The 15,541-nt window shown below is 72.6% G+C and carries 16 protein-coding genes; 9 read left to right on the forward strand and 7 right to left on the reverse strand.

Features of this window, described 5'->3' with window-relative positions:
• Positions 1-18: 18 nt before the first annotated feature.
• Both ACIP93_RS05025 and ACIP93_RS05030 read left to right on the forward strand, forming a co-directional pair.
• On the forward strand, positions 19-1,257 hold the full coding sequence (locus tag ACIP93_RS05025) for an ABC transporter ATP-binding protein (RefSeq protein ID WP_401755844.1): 1,239 nt from the start codon (positions 19-21) through the stop codon (positions 1,255-1,257).
• Entirely contained in the window at positions 1,254-2,117 is an 864-nt protein-coding gene (locus ACIP93_RS05030) for an ABC transporter permease subunit (protein WP_345228380.1), read from the forward strand. Before ACIP93_RS05025 ends, ACIP93_RS05030 begins: the two co-directional genes overlap by 4 nt.
• A gap of 78 nt (positions 2,118-2,195) precedes the next feature.
• On the opposite strand, the gene ACIP93_RS05035 is transcribed toward ACIP93_RS05030, so the two are convergent.
• The gene (locus ACIP93_RS05035; protein WP_345228381.1) at positions 2,196-2,531 is read right to left on the reverse strand and encodes an ATP/GTP-binding protein; all 336 of its coding nucleotides are present in this window, start codon (positions 2,529-2,531) and stop codon (positions 2,196-2,198) included.
• 215 nt (positions 2,532-2,746) lie between these two features.
• On the opposite strand from ACIP93_RS05035, the gene ACIP93_RS05040 reads away from it, so the two are divergent.
• Entirely contained in the window at positions 2,747-3,775 is a 1,029-nt protein-coding gene (locus ACIP93_RS05040; protein WP_345228382.1) for an LLM class flavin-dependent oxidoreductase, read from the forward strand.
• Positions 3,776-3,994: 219 nt separating this feature from the next.
• On the opposite strand, the gene ACIP93_RS05045 is transcribed toward ACIP93_RS05040, so the two are convergent.
• Positions 3,995-4,387 (reverse strand): SCO5389 family protein, encoded by a 393-nt coding sequence (locus ACIP93_RS05045; protein ID WP_345228383.1) that lies wholly within the window; start codon positions 4,385-4,387, stop codon positions 3,995-3,997.
• A 234-nt stretch (positions 4,388-4,621) separates the two neighbouring features.
• Here ACIP93_RS05045 and nucS point away from each other — a divergent pair, with 234 nt between their 5' ends.
• Positions 4,622-5,293: an endonuclease NucS gene (gene nucS, locus ACIP93_RS05050; RefSeq protein WP_345228384.1), complete on the forward strand. Its 672-nt coding sequence runs from the start codon at positions 4,622-4,624 to the stop codon at positions 5,291-5,293.
• A 115-nt stretch (positions 5,294-5,408) separates the two neighbouring features.
• Here nucS and ACIP93_RS05055 read toward each other — a convergent pair whose 3' ends face one another.
• The 4 genes from ACIP93_RS05055 to ACIP93_RS05070 form a co-directional block, all read right to left on the reverse strand.
• A complete protein-coding gene (locus tag ACIP93_RS05055) occupies positions 5,409-8,084 on the reverse strand; it encodes an ATP-binding protein (RefSeq protein WP_401755851.1) in 2,676 nt (891 codons plus the stop codon).
• Positions 8,085-8,350: 266 nt separating this feature from the next.
• Entirely contained in the window at positions 8,351-8,674 is a 324-nt protein-coding gene (locus ACIP93_RS05060) for an STAS domain-containing protein (RefSeq protein ID WP_345228386.1), read from the reverse strand.
• A 178-nt stretch (positions 8,675-8,852) separates the two neighbouring features.
• Positions 8,853-9,701 carry a 3-hydroxyacyl-CoA dehydrogenase family protein gene (locus ACIP93_RS05065; protein ID WP_345228387.1) on the reverse strand — a complete coding sequence of 283 codons (849 nt, stop codon included), beginning with the start codon at positions 9,699-9,701 and terminating at the stop codon, positions 8,853-8,855.
• Between the two features lie 169 nt (positions 9,702-9,870).
• Positions 9,871-10,506 carry a TetR/AcrR family transcriptional regulator gene (locus ACIP93_RS05070; protein WP_401755856.1) on the reverse strand — a complete coding sequence of 212 codons (636 nt, stop codon included), beginning with the start codon at positions 10,504-10,506 and terminating at the stop codon, positions 9,871-9,873.
• A gap of 100 nt (positions 10,507-10,606) precedes the next feature.
• On the opposite strand from ACIP93_RS05070, the gene ACIP93_RS05075 reads away from it, so the two are divergent.
• Genes ACIP93_RS05075 through ACIP93_RS05085 form a run of 3 tightly spaced genes read left to right on the forward strand, consistent with a single transcriptional unit; the run spans position 10,607 to position 12,770 of the window.
• Positions 10,607-11,413, forward strand: a complete 807-nt coding sequence (locus ACIP93_RS05075; RefSeq protein ID WP_401755859.1) for an ABC transporter ATP-binding protein — start codon at positions 10,607-10,609, stop codon at positions 11,411-11,413.
• A gap of 12 nt (positions 11,414-11,425) precedes the next feature.
• A complete protein-coding gene (locus ACIP93_RS05080; RefSeq protein ID WP_345228390.1) occupies positions 11,426-12,181 on the forward strand; it encodes an ABC transporter permease in 756 nt (251 codons plus the stop codon).
• A 16-nt stretch (positions 12,182-12,197) separates the two neighbouring features.
• Positions 12,198-12,770, forward strand: a complete 573-nt coding sequence (locus ACIP93_RS05085; RefSeq protein WP_345228391.1) for a cob(I)yrinic acid a,c-diamide adenosyltransferase — start codon at positions 12,198-12,200, stop codon at positions 12,768-12,770.
• Between the two features lie 104 nt (positions 12,771-12,874).
• Here ACIP93_RS05085 and ACIP93_RS05090 read toward each other — a convergent pair whose 3' ends face one another.
• Entirely contained in the window at positions 12,875-13,468 is a 594-nt protein-coding gene (locus tag ACIP93_RS05090; protein WP_401755863.1) for a hypothetical protein, read from the reverse strand.
• 161 nt (positions 13,469-13,629) lie between these two features.
• Between ACIP93_RS05090 and ACIP93_RS05095 the strand changes: the two genes are divergently transcribed.
• Positions 13,630-14,853: a sensor histidine kinase gene (locus ACIP93_RS05095; RefSeq protein WP_401755866.1), complete on the forward strand. Its 1,224-nt coding sequence runs from the start codon at positions 13,630-13,632 to the stop codon at positions 14,851-14,853.
• Entirely contained in the window at positions 14,850-15,527 is a 678-nt protein-coding gene (locus ACIP93_RS05100; RefSeq protein WP_345228394.1) for a response regulator transcription factor, read from the forward strand. The genes ACIP93_RS05095 and ACIP93_RS05100 overlap by 4 nt, the downstream gene beginning before the upstream one ends.
• The last annotated feature ends 14 nt before the right edge of the window (positions 15,528-15,541 follow it).

Consider the following 15,541-nt stretch of genomic DNA (forward strand, 5'->3'; position numbering starts at 1 on the left):
TGTCGATGGGGCTGGAGAATGATCGAGGCAGTCGGCCTGACCAAGCGCTACGGCGCGAAGACAGCCGTGTACAACCTTTCCTTCCAGGTGCGGCCGGGAACCGTCACCGGCTTCCTGGGGCCCAACGGCTCCGGCAAGTCCACCACCATGCGCATGATCCTCGGCCTCGACCGTCCCACCGCGGGCCGTGTCACCATCGGCGGCCACGCCTTCCGCGACCTGCCCAACGCTCCCCGCCAGGTCGGCGCGCTGCTGGACGCCAAGGCCGTGCACGGCGGCCGCAGCGCCCGCAACCACCTGCTCTCGCTGGCCCAGCTCTCTGGCATCCCGGCCAGCCGGGTCGACGAGGTGCTGGGCGTCGTGGGCCTCCAGGAGGTCGCCAAGAAGCGTTCCAAGGGGTTCTCGCTCGGCATGGGCCAGCGTCTGGGCATCGCCGCCGCCCTGCTCGGCGACCCGCAGGTGCTGCTCTTCGACGAGCCGGTCAACGGCCTCGACCCGGAGGGCATCCTGTGGGTGCGCAACCTGATGAAGATGCTGGCCTCCGAGGGCCGCACCGTCTTCGTCTCCTCGCACCTGATGAGCGAGATGGCGCTGACCGCCGAGCACCTCATCGTGATCGGCCGCGGGCAGCTCCTCGCCGACATGAGCGTCAGGGAGTTCATCGCCGCCAACTCCGCCGGTTTCGCCCGGGTGCGCACCCCGCACACCGATCCGGCCCAGCGGGAGAAGCTGACCGGCGTGCTCACCGAGGCGGGCGGCCACGTCCTGCCGGAACAGGACGGGGCGCTGCGCGTCACGGGTCTCGCGCTGCCGCGCATCGCCGATCTCGCGCACGAGGCGGACGTACGGCTATGGGAACTCGCCCCGCACCAGGCCTCGCTGGAGGAGGCGTACATGCGGATGACGCAGGGGGCGGTCGACTACCGGTCCACCGACGACCAGCTCGCGGGCTTCGCCACGCAGCAGGGCGCGGACGGCGTGCTGCCGGGCGTGCTCCCGGGCGCGCAGGCCGCCGTGCCGCAGGAGGCTCCGCAGCAGGGCTGGTACGCGCCCCCGCCCCCGCAGCCGGGCGTGCCGCACCCGGGAGTGCCGGGCCCGGCGCCGGGCGCCCCCGGTCCCGTACCGCCGGACCAGAACCCGTACGCGCGGCCCGTGCCGCCCGCCCAGGCGCCCGCGCCCACTCCCCCGGCCGCCGCGCCGGCGACGCCCCCGAGCCTCAGCAAGAGCGACGACACCACCCCCGAGGACGCCCGATGACGACTCCCTCGACCCCGCACCCGCAGCAGTACGGAAGCGTCGCCGCCCCCGAGCCGCACGGGCAGGGGCAGCGGACCGGTTACGTCTCCCCCGTGCCGCTGCGCCGGGCCACCCTGATGGACGCGCTCGCCTCGGAGTGGACGAAGATCCGTTCCGTGCGCTCCACCCTGTGGAGCTTCGGCGTCATGCTCGCGCTGGTCCTCGGCATCGGCACGCTGATCGGCGTCGCGCTCTCCCGGTCCGACCTGCCGGAGGGCGGATCGGCGATCGCCCTCGGCTTCGTCGGGGTGCTGCTCGGCATCATGCCGGTGATGACGCTCGGCGTGATGACGATCTCCTCCGAGTACGGCACGGGCATGATCCGTACGACCCTGACCGCCTGCCCCAGCCGGGCGCGCGTGCTGGCGGCGAAGGCGATCGTCTTCGCGGCGCTGACCTTCGTCGTCTCGCTGGTCGCCACCGCGCTCGTCTCGGCGATCCTGGTCGGTACCCTCGGCGGTCGCACCACCGCCCCGATGTGGGGGTGGGCGACGGTGGGCGTCAGCGTGTACGTCGCCCTGATCGGCCTCTTCGCGCTCGCGATCGGCGCGCTGCTGCGGCACTCAGCGGGCTCGATCACCCTGATGATCGGCTTCGTGCTGCTGCCGCTGGTGCTGGCCCTGTTCCTGGCCGCGACGCCGCTGGGCGGACTCCAGACCTTCCTGCTGGAGTACTCCATCCCCAGCCAGCTCGGCGTCTTCTACGGCACGGCGATGGCCCAGGACGCGCCGGGCGGCTGGGAGGCGCTGGGCATCATGGGCGGCCTGACGGCGCTCTTCCTGGGGCTCGCGTTCTTCCTGCAGGACCGCCGGGACGTCTGACGGGCGAAACACTGATGTGCTGATGTGCTGATGTGCTGACACGCCGGCGTGCCGACGCCGTGACGGGGTGGCGCCGGCTCAGTGCCGGGGCGCGTTCCGGGACCGCTGCACCTTCGTGGTGCGGCGGTCCTTCGCGTTCCAGCAGGCCTTGTGCCAGTGCCGGCGGTCGTCGACGCCGCCGTAGTCGGGCCAGGCCACCACGTGCGGAACGCCGGAGGGGATCTCCTGGTCGCAGCCGGGGCAGCGGTAGCTCTTGCCCCGCGCACTGGCCCCGGCCACCTGGCGCACCAGCCACTCCTCGCCCTGCCAGGTCTCCGTGCGCTGGAGTCCGTAACGGTCCGGTGAGCCACCGGCGCCTCCGCTGTTCGCGGTCGGATACTCGCCGCCTCGGGGGCGGTTGCGGCGCGGGGACACGTAGCACCTCATGGGGCCGTACGGGCAGGTTTCCTCCAGCCTAGGCCCAACCGGCGGGGGTAGGCGTACCACTGAAGTGGGTACCGCGGAACTCCCGGCGCGCGGCCGACCGGAAAATCACAAGAACTTTGCGCGGGCCCGTGCCTTTGGCACTTGTCAGACGTTAATGCCGATGGGGGATCGCCGATTTCGGAGCCTGAAGGAGGCAGAGGGCGATGCACATTGGAGCTTTTGTACTGGCGGCCCAGTTCCCTGGTCAGGGGCAGGGGGAGACGCTGCACCGGGCCGTGCGGACGGCCGAGGTCGCGGAGGAGGCCGGGCTGGACTCGGTCTGGCTGGCCGAACACCACTTCGTTCCGTACGGGGTGTGCCCGTCCGCGGTGACGCTGGCCGCGCTCATGCTCGGCCGCACTCGCCGGCTGCGGGTCGGCACGGCGGTGACCGTGCTGCCGACCGCGCATCCGGTCAACGTGGCGGAGCAGGCGGCCCTGCTGCACCTGACGTCGGGCGGACGGTTCTCGCTCGGGGTGGGGCGCGGCGGGCCCTGGGTCGACCTGGAGGTCTTCGGCAGCGGGCTGAAGGCGTACGAGGAGGGCTTCCCGGAGGCGCTGGACCTGGTGCTGCGCTGGCTGCGCGAGCCGCGGGTCGGGGCGGACGGGGAGCGTTACAAGTTCCGGGAAGTGGCGGTCGTACCGCGCCCGGACGAGCAGTTGGAGGGCGCGCCCGGACCCGAGGTCGTCGTCGCGTGCACCTCGCCCAGGAGCGTGCGGCTGGCCGCCGAGCGCGGGCTGCCGATGCTGCTGGGCATGCACTGCGGCGACGAGGACAAGGCGGAGATGACCGCCCTGTGGCGGCGGTGCGCACGCGAGGCGGGCCGCAGCGCCGAGGAGATCGCCCTCGTGGGCCATGTCTCGGCGGGCGTCGCGCAGATCGCCGACAGCACGGCGGACGCGCGCGAGATCCTCGCCAAGTCGATGCCCGGCTGGCTGAAGCAGGGCCTCGACGCCCATGTCACGGTCGACGGCCGGCACCGCGCGATGCGCGATCCGGTGGAGTACACGGAGAAGCTGTGCGAGCTGCACCCGGTGGGGACGCCGCAGTTGGCGGCGGACCGGCTGGCGGCGACCGCCGAGCGGACCGGCATCACCCGCTTCGCCCTGCTCACCGAGGGGTCGGGCGACCTGGCCTGCACGGAGCAGAACGTCAGGCGGCTGGGCGGCGAGGTCCGGGACCTGCTCGCGTGAGACACGGGTGCGGCACCTGCTCGCGCGGGGCGGCGGCGCGCCGGTTGCCGGACGCGCGGGACCGGGCTCGTACCCCCGTACCCCCCGTCTCCTCGTGGCTCATCTTTCGTCGTACGCCTCGTACGTCCTCTGCGCCTCGTCCTCCTCGCGCCGAAGGCCGGGGGCTGCCGCCCCTGGGTCAGTACACCTCCCGCGACACGGGAGCGGCAGCCTCACACGTCAGCAGTCCCGCAGTTCCGGCGACTGGTTGAGCAACTGGCCGCGGATCGAGGTGAAGCGGGCGAGCCGCTCGTCGACCGAGGAGTCCAGCGGGAACACCGCGACACGGTGACAGTTCTGGAACGCGAGACGTACTCCGAAGTGGCGTTCGAGCGATCCGCGGATCGCGTCGCTCGCCAGGGCGCGCAGCAACTGGCCGCGGGCCTGCTCGTCGGGGGGCGGCGTCTGGTTGTCGGCGAACTGGCCGCCGTCGACCTTCAACTGGGCCACCAGCGAGCTGATCATCTCCCACGCGAAAGGCAGGGAGGTCCGGACGCAGTCGACGAAGTCGGCTTCGTCGACCTCGCCTCGCTCGGCCTGTTCCAACAGTGCCGGTGAGACGTCGAGCGACATGGGTTCTCCTCTCGCGACCCCGCACCGAGACGGGGTCTTCCGGGCAGGGCAGGAGGCGGCCACGCAGCGTGCACGCACGGCGACCTCCTGCTTCCACCGTAAGCGCGGCACCCTTGCCGCGACAGGGGATTGCGCACACAACCGGCCACCGGGGGAAGCACGTCCGCGCTCTGCGAAGCGTGCCTTACAGGGCGAATCGCGCCCACCCCGTGTCGTGAAGTAGCGTTGCTCCCCATGCGTCTCGTCATCGCCCGTTGCTCCGTGGACTACGCGGGCAGGCTCACCGCCCATCTGCCCTCCGCCCCCCGTCTGATCCTGGTGAAGGCGGACGGCAGCGTCTCCATTCACGCGGACGACAGGGCGTACAAGCCGCTCAACTGGATGTCGCCGCCGTGCACCCTCAAGGAGGGCACCGGTGACGAAGCCGGTGTCTGGACGGTGATCAACAAAGCGGGCGAGAAACTGATCATCACGATGGAGGAAGTCCTCCACGATTCGTCGTACGTCCTGGGCACCGACCCGGGGCTCATCAAGGACGGCGTGGAAGCGCACCTCCAGGAGCTCCTCGCGGACCGCATCGAGACCCTGGGCGAGGGCTACACGCTGATCCGCCGCGAGTACATGACGGCGATCGGCCCGGTCGACATCCTCTGCCGGGACGCCGACGGCGCCACGGTGGCCGTCGAGCTGAAGCGGCGCGGCGACATCGACGGCGTCGAGCAGCTCACCCGCTACCTCGAACTCCTCAACCGCGACCCGCACTTGGCCCCGGTGACGGGCGTCTTCGCCGCCCAGGAGATCAAGCCGCAGGCCCGTGTGCTGGCCACCGACCGCGGCATCCGCTGCCTGGTCCTGGACTACAACGCGATGCGCGGCATCGAGGACGACAAGCTGCGGCTGTTCTGACCCCCGGGCCGTCCCGCCCGCGCCCCCTCGATCGGACACGACGCACGAAACGGCGGCGGCCCGCCTGACTCCAGGCGGGCCGCCGCCGTTCTTCTCTTCGCGCGCGTACGGGCCGCTAGGCGATCGTGCCCGAGGGCGAGTTCCCGCCGGACGACGAGGCCGGGGGCTTGTCGTCCGTGGGCGGGGGCTCCACCGGCGAGGACGGCGGGTCCGTCTTGGGGTCCGTCGGTTCCGGGTCCGTGGTGGTCGGCGGATCGGTCGGCTTGGTCGGCGGGTCCGTCGGCTTGGTGGGCGGATCGGTCGGCTTGGTCGGCGGGTCCGTCGGTTTCGTCGGCGGATCGGTCGGCCTGGTCGGCGGGTCCGTCGGCTTGGTGGGCGGGTCCGTGGGCTTGTCGCTGGTCGGCGGTGCGGTGGTGCCCGGCTTCCCACCGGGCTTGCCGGTCGGTCCCGGGTCGCTGGTCGCACCGGGGGTGACCCGGCCCCGGCTGGTGGAGTCGGCGGCGGGGACGCCGGGCTCGGCGGGGCCCTTGACGCCGCCACCGCCCGCGCCGCCGCCACCGGTGGCGCCGTTGCCCGAGGTCCCGTCGGCCCGGTCGGCGTCGAGGCCGCCCCGGCCGGAGTCCTCGTTGGCGGACTGCTGCGGGGACACCCGCTCGCCGATGCCGTCCTTGTTCCCGGTGGCGCCCAGGGTGACCACGGTGCCGAGCACCGCGACCAGCAGCGCGCCCGCCCCGGCCGCGACCAGGTTGCGCCGGGCGCCGCTGAGCATCGACTGCCTGCTCGGCGCACCGGAGCCCGCCGCGGAGGGGCTGCGGCGGATGACCACGGCCCCGTGCGTGTCGGGGAGTTCGGCTCCGGCCGGCGGAGCGGTGACCCCGGCGGGCGGCGACGCGGACTCCTCGTACCGGGCGGCGGGCATCTCCTCCCCGGCCGAGGGCGAGCCGTACCCGTCGTAGTCGGACTCGAAGGGGTTGAACGGGCTGTCGAAGGGTGAGCGCGACGCCGTGCCCGACACCGACCCCGGCACCGGGCCCGGTGCGGACAGCACCAGCGGCGGCAGTCCCGCTCCCCCGCTGCGGTCGGTGACCAGCGCCAGGGCGCGCCGGGCGGCGACCGTGCCCCGGCGGTCGGCGAGGGCGCCGCGCAGCCCGACCGAGGTCTCCAACTCGGCGCGGGCACGGTCGAGTTGACCGGTGCAGAGGGCGAGGATGCCCAGCTCGTGGTGGAAGTACGCCTCCTCGGCGACCTCGCCGGCGATCCGGGACGCCTCCGCGCCCGTGCGCAGGGAACGCTCCCAGGCCCCCCACTGCATGCCCGCCGCGAACGCGGGCGCGGCCGTGCGGGCCAGCAGCACGGCGGCGCTCGGGTGCCCCGACTCCGTGCCCGGCACCAGGGCGGAGAGCGCGGCCAGCACGGCGTCCGCCTCGGCGCTGACGCGCTCCGCGGTCACCGAGGGGTGTCCGGCCCACCAGGCGTAGTGCTGGGCGGCGGTCAGCGCGTGCTCGACGGCGTCCTCGCCGTACCCGGCGTTCTCCAACTGCACGGCGGTCCCGGCGGCCAGCCGGTGGTTCGCCCCGGAGACGGACAGCAGCCCGCACGCGACGAGCTCGCCCAGCGCGGCGTCCGCGTGGGTGTCGCCGACCAGTGCGGGCAGGTGCGCCCGGTGCGGGACCTCGCCGCCGAGCGCCAGCGCGATGCGCAGCGTGGCCCGGGCGGACTCGCTGAGCCGGGCGGCCAGCGGGGCGACGGGGGCGATGCCCTCGGCGAGGGTGGGCAGCGGTACGTCGTGCCCGTCCTCGGCGTCGAGGGGCGCGTCCTGCGGCGTCCCGGTGGCGTCTTCGTGCGCGTCGAAGGCGCCGGGGCCGGCGCGCAGCGCGTCGCGCTGCCGCAGCAGTGCCCCGGCCTGCACGAAGCGCAGCGGCAGCCCCTCCGACTCGAACCAGAGGTCGCCCGCCCAGTTGGCCTCCTCGTCGGTGAGCGGCCGGCCGACGGCCAGTTCCAGGAGTTCCAGCGAGGAGCCCCGGCCGAGCCCGCCGAGCAGCACCTCTTCGAGGCGGCCGGCCGGGAGGCCGGCGGCGGTCTCGGGTGTGACGGCGAACAGGAACGCGCACTCGGGCGTGGCCCGGAGCAGTTCCTCCAGCCCTTCCGCGCCGATCTCCAGGTCGTCCACGACGACGACCGCGCCGATCTCGTGGACGCGGCCGAGCAGTTCGTCGCGGTCGGGGCGGTGCAGCGGGGCCCGGAAGACGGCGGCGAACAGGTCGTGCAGCAGTTCCGCCGCGGTGCGCCGGTGCCCGGACAGCCGTACGACGCCGTCCGGTGCGAGTTCCGCGCACTCCTCGGCGACCGCGTCGAGCAGTGCGGTGCGGCCGGAGCCCGGCGAGCCGACCAGCCGCACGGAACGCCCGCGCGACAGCAGCCCCACCAGTCGCTCGCGCTCCTCCTGCCGCTCCAGGAGCGGCAGTTCGGGCCCGGCGGCGCCCGGCGGCACCGGCGGCTTGGCCGCGCGCGCGAGTTCGGCGCGGTCGACGGCCGGACGGCGCACGGGCACGGCGGGCCGCTCGCCCGGCGGGCACGGCTCTATCTCGCTCCCGTCGACCGGGTTGACGGTCAGCAGGAAGTCCCCGGACGTGAACTGGACGGTGCGGGCGAGCGAGTGCGGCCCGCCCTGCGCGAGATCGCGGGTGACGGGGTCGCGGTGCACCGGGGCGCGTTCGCGCTCCCGCGCGCCGTCCGGTATGCCCCGTTCGTCGTGGTTGCGGATGTTGTCCTGACCGCGCTCTTCAGACATGGTCAAAGCCCCCCAGATGCGTTGCGTGCTGACTGCCCCTCCCGGCCTTTCGCACGCTCGCTGTCGCTTCTGGTCCGGTGCCCGCCGACGTGGGTGCATCCATTGCGTGGGCTCGTCAAGCGGCAGGCGACCGAACCCTAGACCTTCGCACATTATCTACGAACGTCCGGGGCCCCGGGGGGCCGGGCACGTCACAGTCCTGTGAGGATTGCGCCGCCGGGCGGCCCTCGCCGGGGCGCGCGGGACGGGCCCCGCCGGGAGGGGTCTCAGACCCGCGGCAGCGAGTCCGCCGCGAGTCCGCCCTCGATCGCCAGGATCCGGTGCAGCCGGGTCGCCACGAGCAGCCGCTGCATCTGCGGGGGCACTCCGCGCAGCACCAGCCGCCGGCCGCACCGGCCGGCTCTGCGGTGGGCGCCCATGATGACGCCGAGCCCGGCGGCGTCCCAGGAGTCCAGCTCGGTCAGGTCGAGCACGAGGTCGCCGGCGCCGTCGTCGACGGCCGAGTGCAGGACCGTACGGGCGTCCGCCGCGCTGCGGACGTCGAGGCGGCCCCCGACGACCAGCTCGACGTGATCGCCCCTGATGTGCATGTGCGCTCCCCGAGAGTGCGTGTCCGTGACGCCGTGACGTCTACGTCATCTTTTTTCTTTCCATCAACTGACTGCTGTACGGGCAGATAAGTTGCCGTCTGTAAGCGAATCGATACCGAATTCACCCGCAGGGGTGAAGACCGTGCCCGTTATGACACGGTTCCGCTCCCGTACCGGCTCAGTGCTTGTAGAAGCCCTGGCCGCTCTTGCGCCCGATGTCGCCCGCGTCGACCATGCGCCGCATCAGCTCCGGCGGCGCGAACTTCTCGTCCTGCGACTCGGTGTAGATGTTGCCGGTGGCGTGCAGCAGGATGTCGACGCCGGTGAGGTCCGCGGTGGCGAGCGGGCCCATCGCGTGGCCGAAGCCCAGCTTGCAGGCGAGGTCGATGTCCTCGGCGCTGGCCACGCCCGACTCGTACAGCTTGGCGGCCTCGACGACGAGCGCGGAGATCAGACGGGTCGTCACGAAGCCGGCCACGTCGCGGTTGACGACGATGCAGGTCTTGCCGACCGACTCGGCGAACTCGCGGGTCTTCGCGAGGGTCTCGTCGCTCGTCTTGTAGCCGCGCACCAGCTCGCAGAGCTGCATCATCGGCACCGGCGAGAAGAAGTGCGCGCCGACGACCCGCTCCGGGCGCTCCGTCACGGCCGCGATCTTGGTGATCGGGATGGCGGAGGTGTTGGAGGCGAGCACGGTGTCCTCGCGGACCAGCTTGTCGAGGGTGCGGAAGATCTCGTGCTTGATCTCCAGCTTCTCGAACACGGCCTCCACGACGATGTCCACGTCCGCCACGGCGTCCAGGTCGGTGGTCGTGGTGATCCGGCCGAGGGCGGCCCCGGCGTCCTCGGCGGACAGCCTGCCCTTGCTCACGAACTTGTCGTACGACGCCTTGATGCCGTCCGTGCCGCGGGTCAGGGCCGCGTCCGTCACATCGCGCAGGACCACCTCCCAGCCCGCCTGGGCCGAGACCTGGGCGATGCCCGATCCCATGAGACCGGCACCGATGACGGCGAGCTTCCTGGCCACTGCACACTCCCTCTGACTGCCGCGCCGACTGCCGCGAGCACGCGCGTATTCGTTGTCCTGTGGCGGAGGCTATCGCCGGATCGGGCCGCTGGGGCGGCGAAGAGATGCGCGTCACGTCTCAGATGACGGACATCACACTGGTACGCGCCGGCGCGCGGGGCCCGGGGCGTCAGGCCGCGTCCCGCACGGCGTAGTTGAGCACCGGCGCGCTCAACAGCCCCTCCATGTCGTCCAGGAGGCCCAGCGCCTCCCGCGACACCTCGGCGGGCGCGCGCCCCTTGACCATCTCGCGGCCGATCCACGCCATCAGCGTCGAGTGCACCCAGCAGATCTGTCCGGCGACCAGCTCCGGCATGTCGTCCTCGGCCCCGGTCTCCTCGACCAGCGCCCGCTGGAGGTTCTCCAGCGACTCCTGCTGGATGTACCAGAGCCGGGAGCGCAGGGTGTGGGCGCCGTGCACGACCTTCAGGAAGCGGTCGTAGCCCGCCATGAGGCCGACCCGCGGCGAGACGGCCTCCACCTCGGAGCGCAGCTCGCGCAGGACGGCGGCGGCCGCGGACTCGCCCCGGTCCCGCCCCCTGACGTACCGGGCGAGGAGGTCGACGACGCCCGCGCTGCGGTCGAAGAACAGGTCCTCCTTGGCCGGGAAGTAGTTGTAGACGGTGTTGACGGAGACGTCGCAGGCGGCGGCGATCTCGGCGATCGTCACCGCGTCGAAGCCCTTGTCCAGGAACAGCCCGGTGGCCACGTCGGAGATGTACTGCCTGGTCTGCCGCTTCTTGCGCTCTCTCAGTCCCTCAGCCATGCGGCCATCGTACGCAGCGTCCTTGAACCGACTGGAAACTTGCTCTCTCTTAATTTTTGGGGTGATTGCAAATTTGGCCCGTCTCTGTTTTTCTGGAGCCATGACAGCGAACGAAGTCCCGCCCGCGGTCGTCAGCACCACGGGCCTCGCCCGCACCTTCACGACCGCGGCAGGCCCGGTCGAGGCGGTCCGCGGCATCGACCTGACCGTCCGCCGGGGCGAGATCCTCGGCTTCCTGGGCCCCAACGGCGCGGGCAAGACCACCACCCTGCGGATGCTCACCACGCTCCTCGCCCCCACCGGCGGCACCGCCACCGTCGCCGGCTGCGACCTGCTCACCGACCCCACGGGCGTGCGGCGGAAGATCGGCTACGTCGCCCAGTCCGGCGGCGTGGACCCGCACGTCCCGGTCCGCGAGGAGCTGGTCACCCAGGGCCGCCTCTACCGCCTCACCCGCGCCCAGGCGACCGCGCGGGCCGAGGAGCTGGCCCACGAACTGGACCTCACCGGCTTCCTGGACCGCGACTGCTCCGCCCTCTCCGGCGGGCAGCGGCGGCGCCTGGACATCGCGATGGGCCTCACCCACCGCCCGGAGGTCCTCTTCCTCGACGAGCCGACGACCGGTCTCGACCCGGGGGGCCGCAGCGACCTGTGGGACCTGGTGCGCCGCCTGCGGGACACGTACGGCACGACGGTGGTCCTCACCACCCACTACCTGGACGAGGCCGACGCGCTCTCCGACCGGCTGGTGATCATCGACAAGGGCCGGGTCGCCGCCGACGACACCCCCCGCGCGCTCAAGGCCCGCCACGCGGGCTCGCCCGACGCCTCCCTCCAGGACACCTTCCTGGCCATCACCGGACGCGCCGCCCCGGCGCCGAAGGACAACACGCCCGCAGCGGTCTAGGGGAAAACCGAGATGCCCTCCGTACTCAGCGACACCTCGATCGTCCTCGGCCGCTATCTGCGGCAGACGATGCGCTCGAAGTTCCAGATCTTCTTCGGCGTCCTCATGCCGCTGCTCTACCTGCTCTTCTTCGGCCCGCTCCTCACCGACCTCCCCCTCGCCTCCAAGGGCGACTCCTGGCAGGTCCTGGTGCCCGGCCTGCTCCTGCAACTCGGTCTGTTCGGAGCCTCGTTCGCGGGATTCGCGCTGATCCTGGACAAGGGGACGGGCGTGGTGGAGCGGATGCGGGTCACCCCGGTCAGCCGGCTCGCGCTGCTCCTGGGCCGGGTGCTGCGGGACACGGTCCTCTTCGTCTTCCAGGCGGTACTGCTGGTGGCGGCGGCCCTGCTGATGGGGCTGCGCGCACCGCTCGCCGGGATCCTGATCGGCTTCGCGTTCGTCGCGGTGCTCACCGTCGCGCTCGCGTCGCTCTCGTACACGCTGGCGATGAAGGTGGCGACGCCGCAGGGCTTCGGGCCGGTGGTGAACGCGGTCTCGATGCCGGCGATCCTGCTGTCCGGCCTGATGCTCCCCATGGCGCTGGCGCCGACCTGGCTGGACGTCCTCTCCCACTTCATGCCGTTCCGGTACCTGGTGGACGCGGTGCGGTCGGCGTACGTCGGCGAGTACGCGAACACCACGATGCTGTACGGAGTCCTGGTGGCCGTCGCCTTCACGGGCCTGGCGGTGTTCGCGGGCACCCGGGAGTTCCGCCGGGCGGGCGCGTGATGGCTACCCTCGGGGCATGGTCAATCTGACGCGCATCTACACCCGTACCGGCGACAAGGGCACCACCGCGCTGGGCGACATGAGCCGCACCGCGAAGACGGATCTGCGGATCTCGGCCTACGCGGACGCGAACGAGGCGAACGCGGTGATCGGGACGGCGATCGCCCTGGGGAACCTGGACGAGGACGTGGTCAAGGTCCTCACCCGCATCCAGAACGACCTCTTCGACGTGGGCGCGGACCTGTCCACCCCGGTGGTCGCGGACCCCGAGTACCCGCCCCTGCGCGTGGAGCAGTCCTACATCGACAAACTCGAAGCGGACTGCGATACCTACCTCGCGGACCTGGAGAAGCTCCGCTCCTTCATCCTCCCGGCCGGGACGCCGGGGGCCGCCCTGCTCCACCAGGCCTGCACGGTCGTCCGGCGCGCGGAGCGCTCGACCTGGGCGGCCTTCGAGGTGCACGGCGACACGATGAACCCGCTCACCGCCACCTACCTCAACCGGCTCTCCGACCTGCTCTTCATCCTGGCCCGCACCGCCAACAAGTCCGTCGGCGACGTGCTGTGGGTGCCGGGCGGCGAGCGGTAGGCCAGGCGGAGCGGCAGGTCAGGCGGGGCGGTACGCCTGAAGGGCGGCCCCGGGCGTGCGGCTCTCCGCGCGCCCGGGGCCGGGGACCGCCGCTGCCACCGGCCTCACCGCTCGGTGAACGCCCCCGGCCGCTGGACGCGCTCCGGCTCCCGCGGGGCCGTTCCCTCCGGCTCCTTCTTCGGGAAGAAGGTGTAGCCGGCCGCGATGATCACGTTGATCAGCGCCACGACCCCCATCCGCTGCTGCCACTCCCGCAGGGAGGAGACGTCGCCGCTCTCCCCCACCAGCCACACGGCCCCCTGCAACAGCCCCGCCGCGATCGCGCACGCCAGGATCCACCGCGCCGCCGACTGCAGCTCGAACTTCGTGCGTCCCCACCCGTACTTCGGCGGCTTCACCGGCGGCGGCCCGCCCGCGTACCGGTGGGCGAAGCGCGCGTCCATCCACCGGATCACCCGGTGCGCCATGACCACCGTGAAGCCGATGTAGACCGCCGCCAGACCGTGCTTCCAGTCCGGCCGCGCCCCGTTGCGCAGGTCGAGCACGGTCACCACGAGCAGCACGACCTCCAGCAGCGGCTCGCACAGCAGCACCGCCGCCCCCAGCCGGGGCATCTTCGCCAGGTACCGCAGCCCGAGTCCCGCCAACAGCAGCACCCAGAAGCCCACTTCACACGCGACGACCAGCGCGACGATCACGACAGCAGCTCCTCCCGTACGCACTCCGGTGAGCGCACTCCCACGATCGCCCGTACGCCCCTGGCCGTACATCGTCACCAGTGACGAAACCCCACTGCATCCTTCGGTGTACCCGGGCTTCGGCCCGTGCGGGGAGGACGCGCCGGGAAGATCCGTGTTGGATGGGAGGCGTGCCCCTCCGCCGCCCGCCCTTCCGCCCGCACTGCGACGACGTCCTGCTCGCCGTGTGCAGTTGGCTGGGCGGACTGCTGCTGTGGCTGCTGGGCCTCTACAGCCAGGGCAACCGCGACCTGCTCCCCGCCTGGGTGACCCTGCTCCCCCTGACCCTGCTCGCCGCGCTGGAGCTGATCCGCAGGTCTTCTCCGCAGCTCGCCCTGGTCCTCGCCACCCTGGGGGTGGTCGCGGACCAGTTCACCCGGGGCAACCTCGCCACCGTGATCATGTTCGCGGACATCGTGTACGCGGCCGTCGTCTACGGCACGCCCTCGGCCGCCCGGCGCATCCCGATCACCACGGGCATGATCACGCTGATCACGACCATCGGCTTCGTCGCCTGGTTCAGGACGGCGGAGGCCCTGCTGTTCGGCCTGATCGTCGCCGCGGTCAGCTTCGCGCCCGCCCTGACCGGCGTCACCCTGCGCAACCACCGCCAGGCCGCCGACGCCGCCCGGCTGCGCGCCGAGCAGACCGCCCTGCTCGCCGAGATCGACCACAACCAGGCCGTCCTCGCCGAGCGCACGAGGATGGCCCGGGAGCTGCACGACATGGTGGCGAACCACCTCTCCGCCATCGCCATCCACTCCACCGCGGCCCTCTCCATCGACACCCCCGAGACCTCCTCCCGCGCCCTCGCCGTGATCCGGGAGAACAGCGTCCAGGGCCTGGCCGAAATGCGCCGGCTGATCGGACTGCTCCGGGCGGGCGGCGAGAGCGAGGAACCGGCCGCCGCCCCCACCCTCGACGGGCTCGACGCGCTGCTGGCGCAGTCCCGGGCCTTCGCCGCGGACACCGGGCTGGCCTTCGCGCTCGACGACGCCCGGCCGCCGGGGCTGAAGCTGCCGACGCCGGTCGAGCTGGCCGCGTACCGGATCGTCCAGGAGTCCCTGACCAACGCCCTCAAGCACGCGTCCCCCGGCCCGGTCACCGTCGCGCTCACGCACGCGGACGACACCCTGACGGTGACCGTGACCAGCCCGTACGACGGCGACCGCGCGGGCCCGCGCGCCCCCGGCTCCGGAGCGGGCCTGGTGGGCATGGAGGAGCGGGTGGCGCTCCTCCACGGCGTGCTCGCGACGGGGCCCGTCCCCGGCCCGGACGGCACGAAGACCTGGCAGGTGCGGGCCGAACTGCCCGCCGAGGACAACAGCAAGGAGCTGCCCATATGAACGCCGAACCCCGAGGAGAGGGCCGGGTGCGGGTGCTCGTCGCCGAGGACCAGTCGGCGGTGCGGGCGGGACTCGTCCTCATCCTGGGCAGCGCCCCCGACATCGAGGTCGTCGGCGAGGCCGCGGACGGCGAGGAGGCCGTGCGCCTGGCCCGTGAGCTGCGCCCCGACCTGGTCCTGATGGACGTCCAGATGCCGCGCCTGGACGGGGTGTCGGCGACGCGGCAGGTCGTCGACGGCGGCTTCGCCGACGTGCTCGTCCTGACCACTTTCGATCTCGACGCGTACGTCTTCGGGGCGCTGCGGGCCGGCGCGGCGGGCTTCCTGCTGAAGAACACCGAGGCCAAGGACCTGCTGGAGGCGGTGCGGACCGTGGCGCGCGGCGAGGGCCTGATCGCGCCCGCCGTGACCCGGCGGCTGATCGCGGAGTTCGCCGCGCCCGCCCCCGCGCGCCGCGAGGACGCTCCCGATCCGGCCGTGCTGGACCCGCTGACCCGGCGCGAGCGGGAGGTGCTGGCGCGGCTCGGCGAGGGGCTGTCCAACGCGGAGATCGCGGTGCGCCTCGACATGGCGGAGGCCACCGTCAAGACGCATGTCAGCCGGCTTCTGGGCAAGCTCGGACTGCGGAGCAGGGTCCAGGCGGCGGTCCTCTCGCAGGAGTTGGGGCTCTCCTGAAACGGTGACGGGTC

The organism is Streptomyces sp. NPDC088745, assembly GCF_044751045.1.
In the GTDB taxonomy this organism is placed as follows: Bacteria; Actinomycetota; Actinomycetes; order Streptomycetales; family Streptomycetaceae; genus Streptomyces; species Streptomyces cremeus.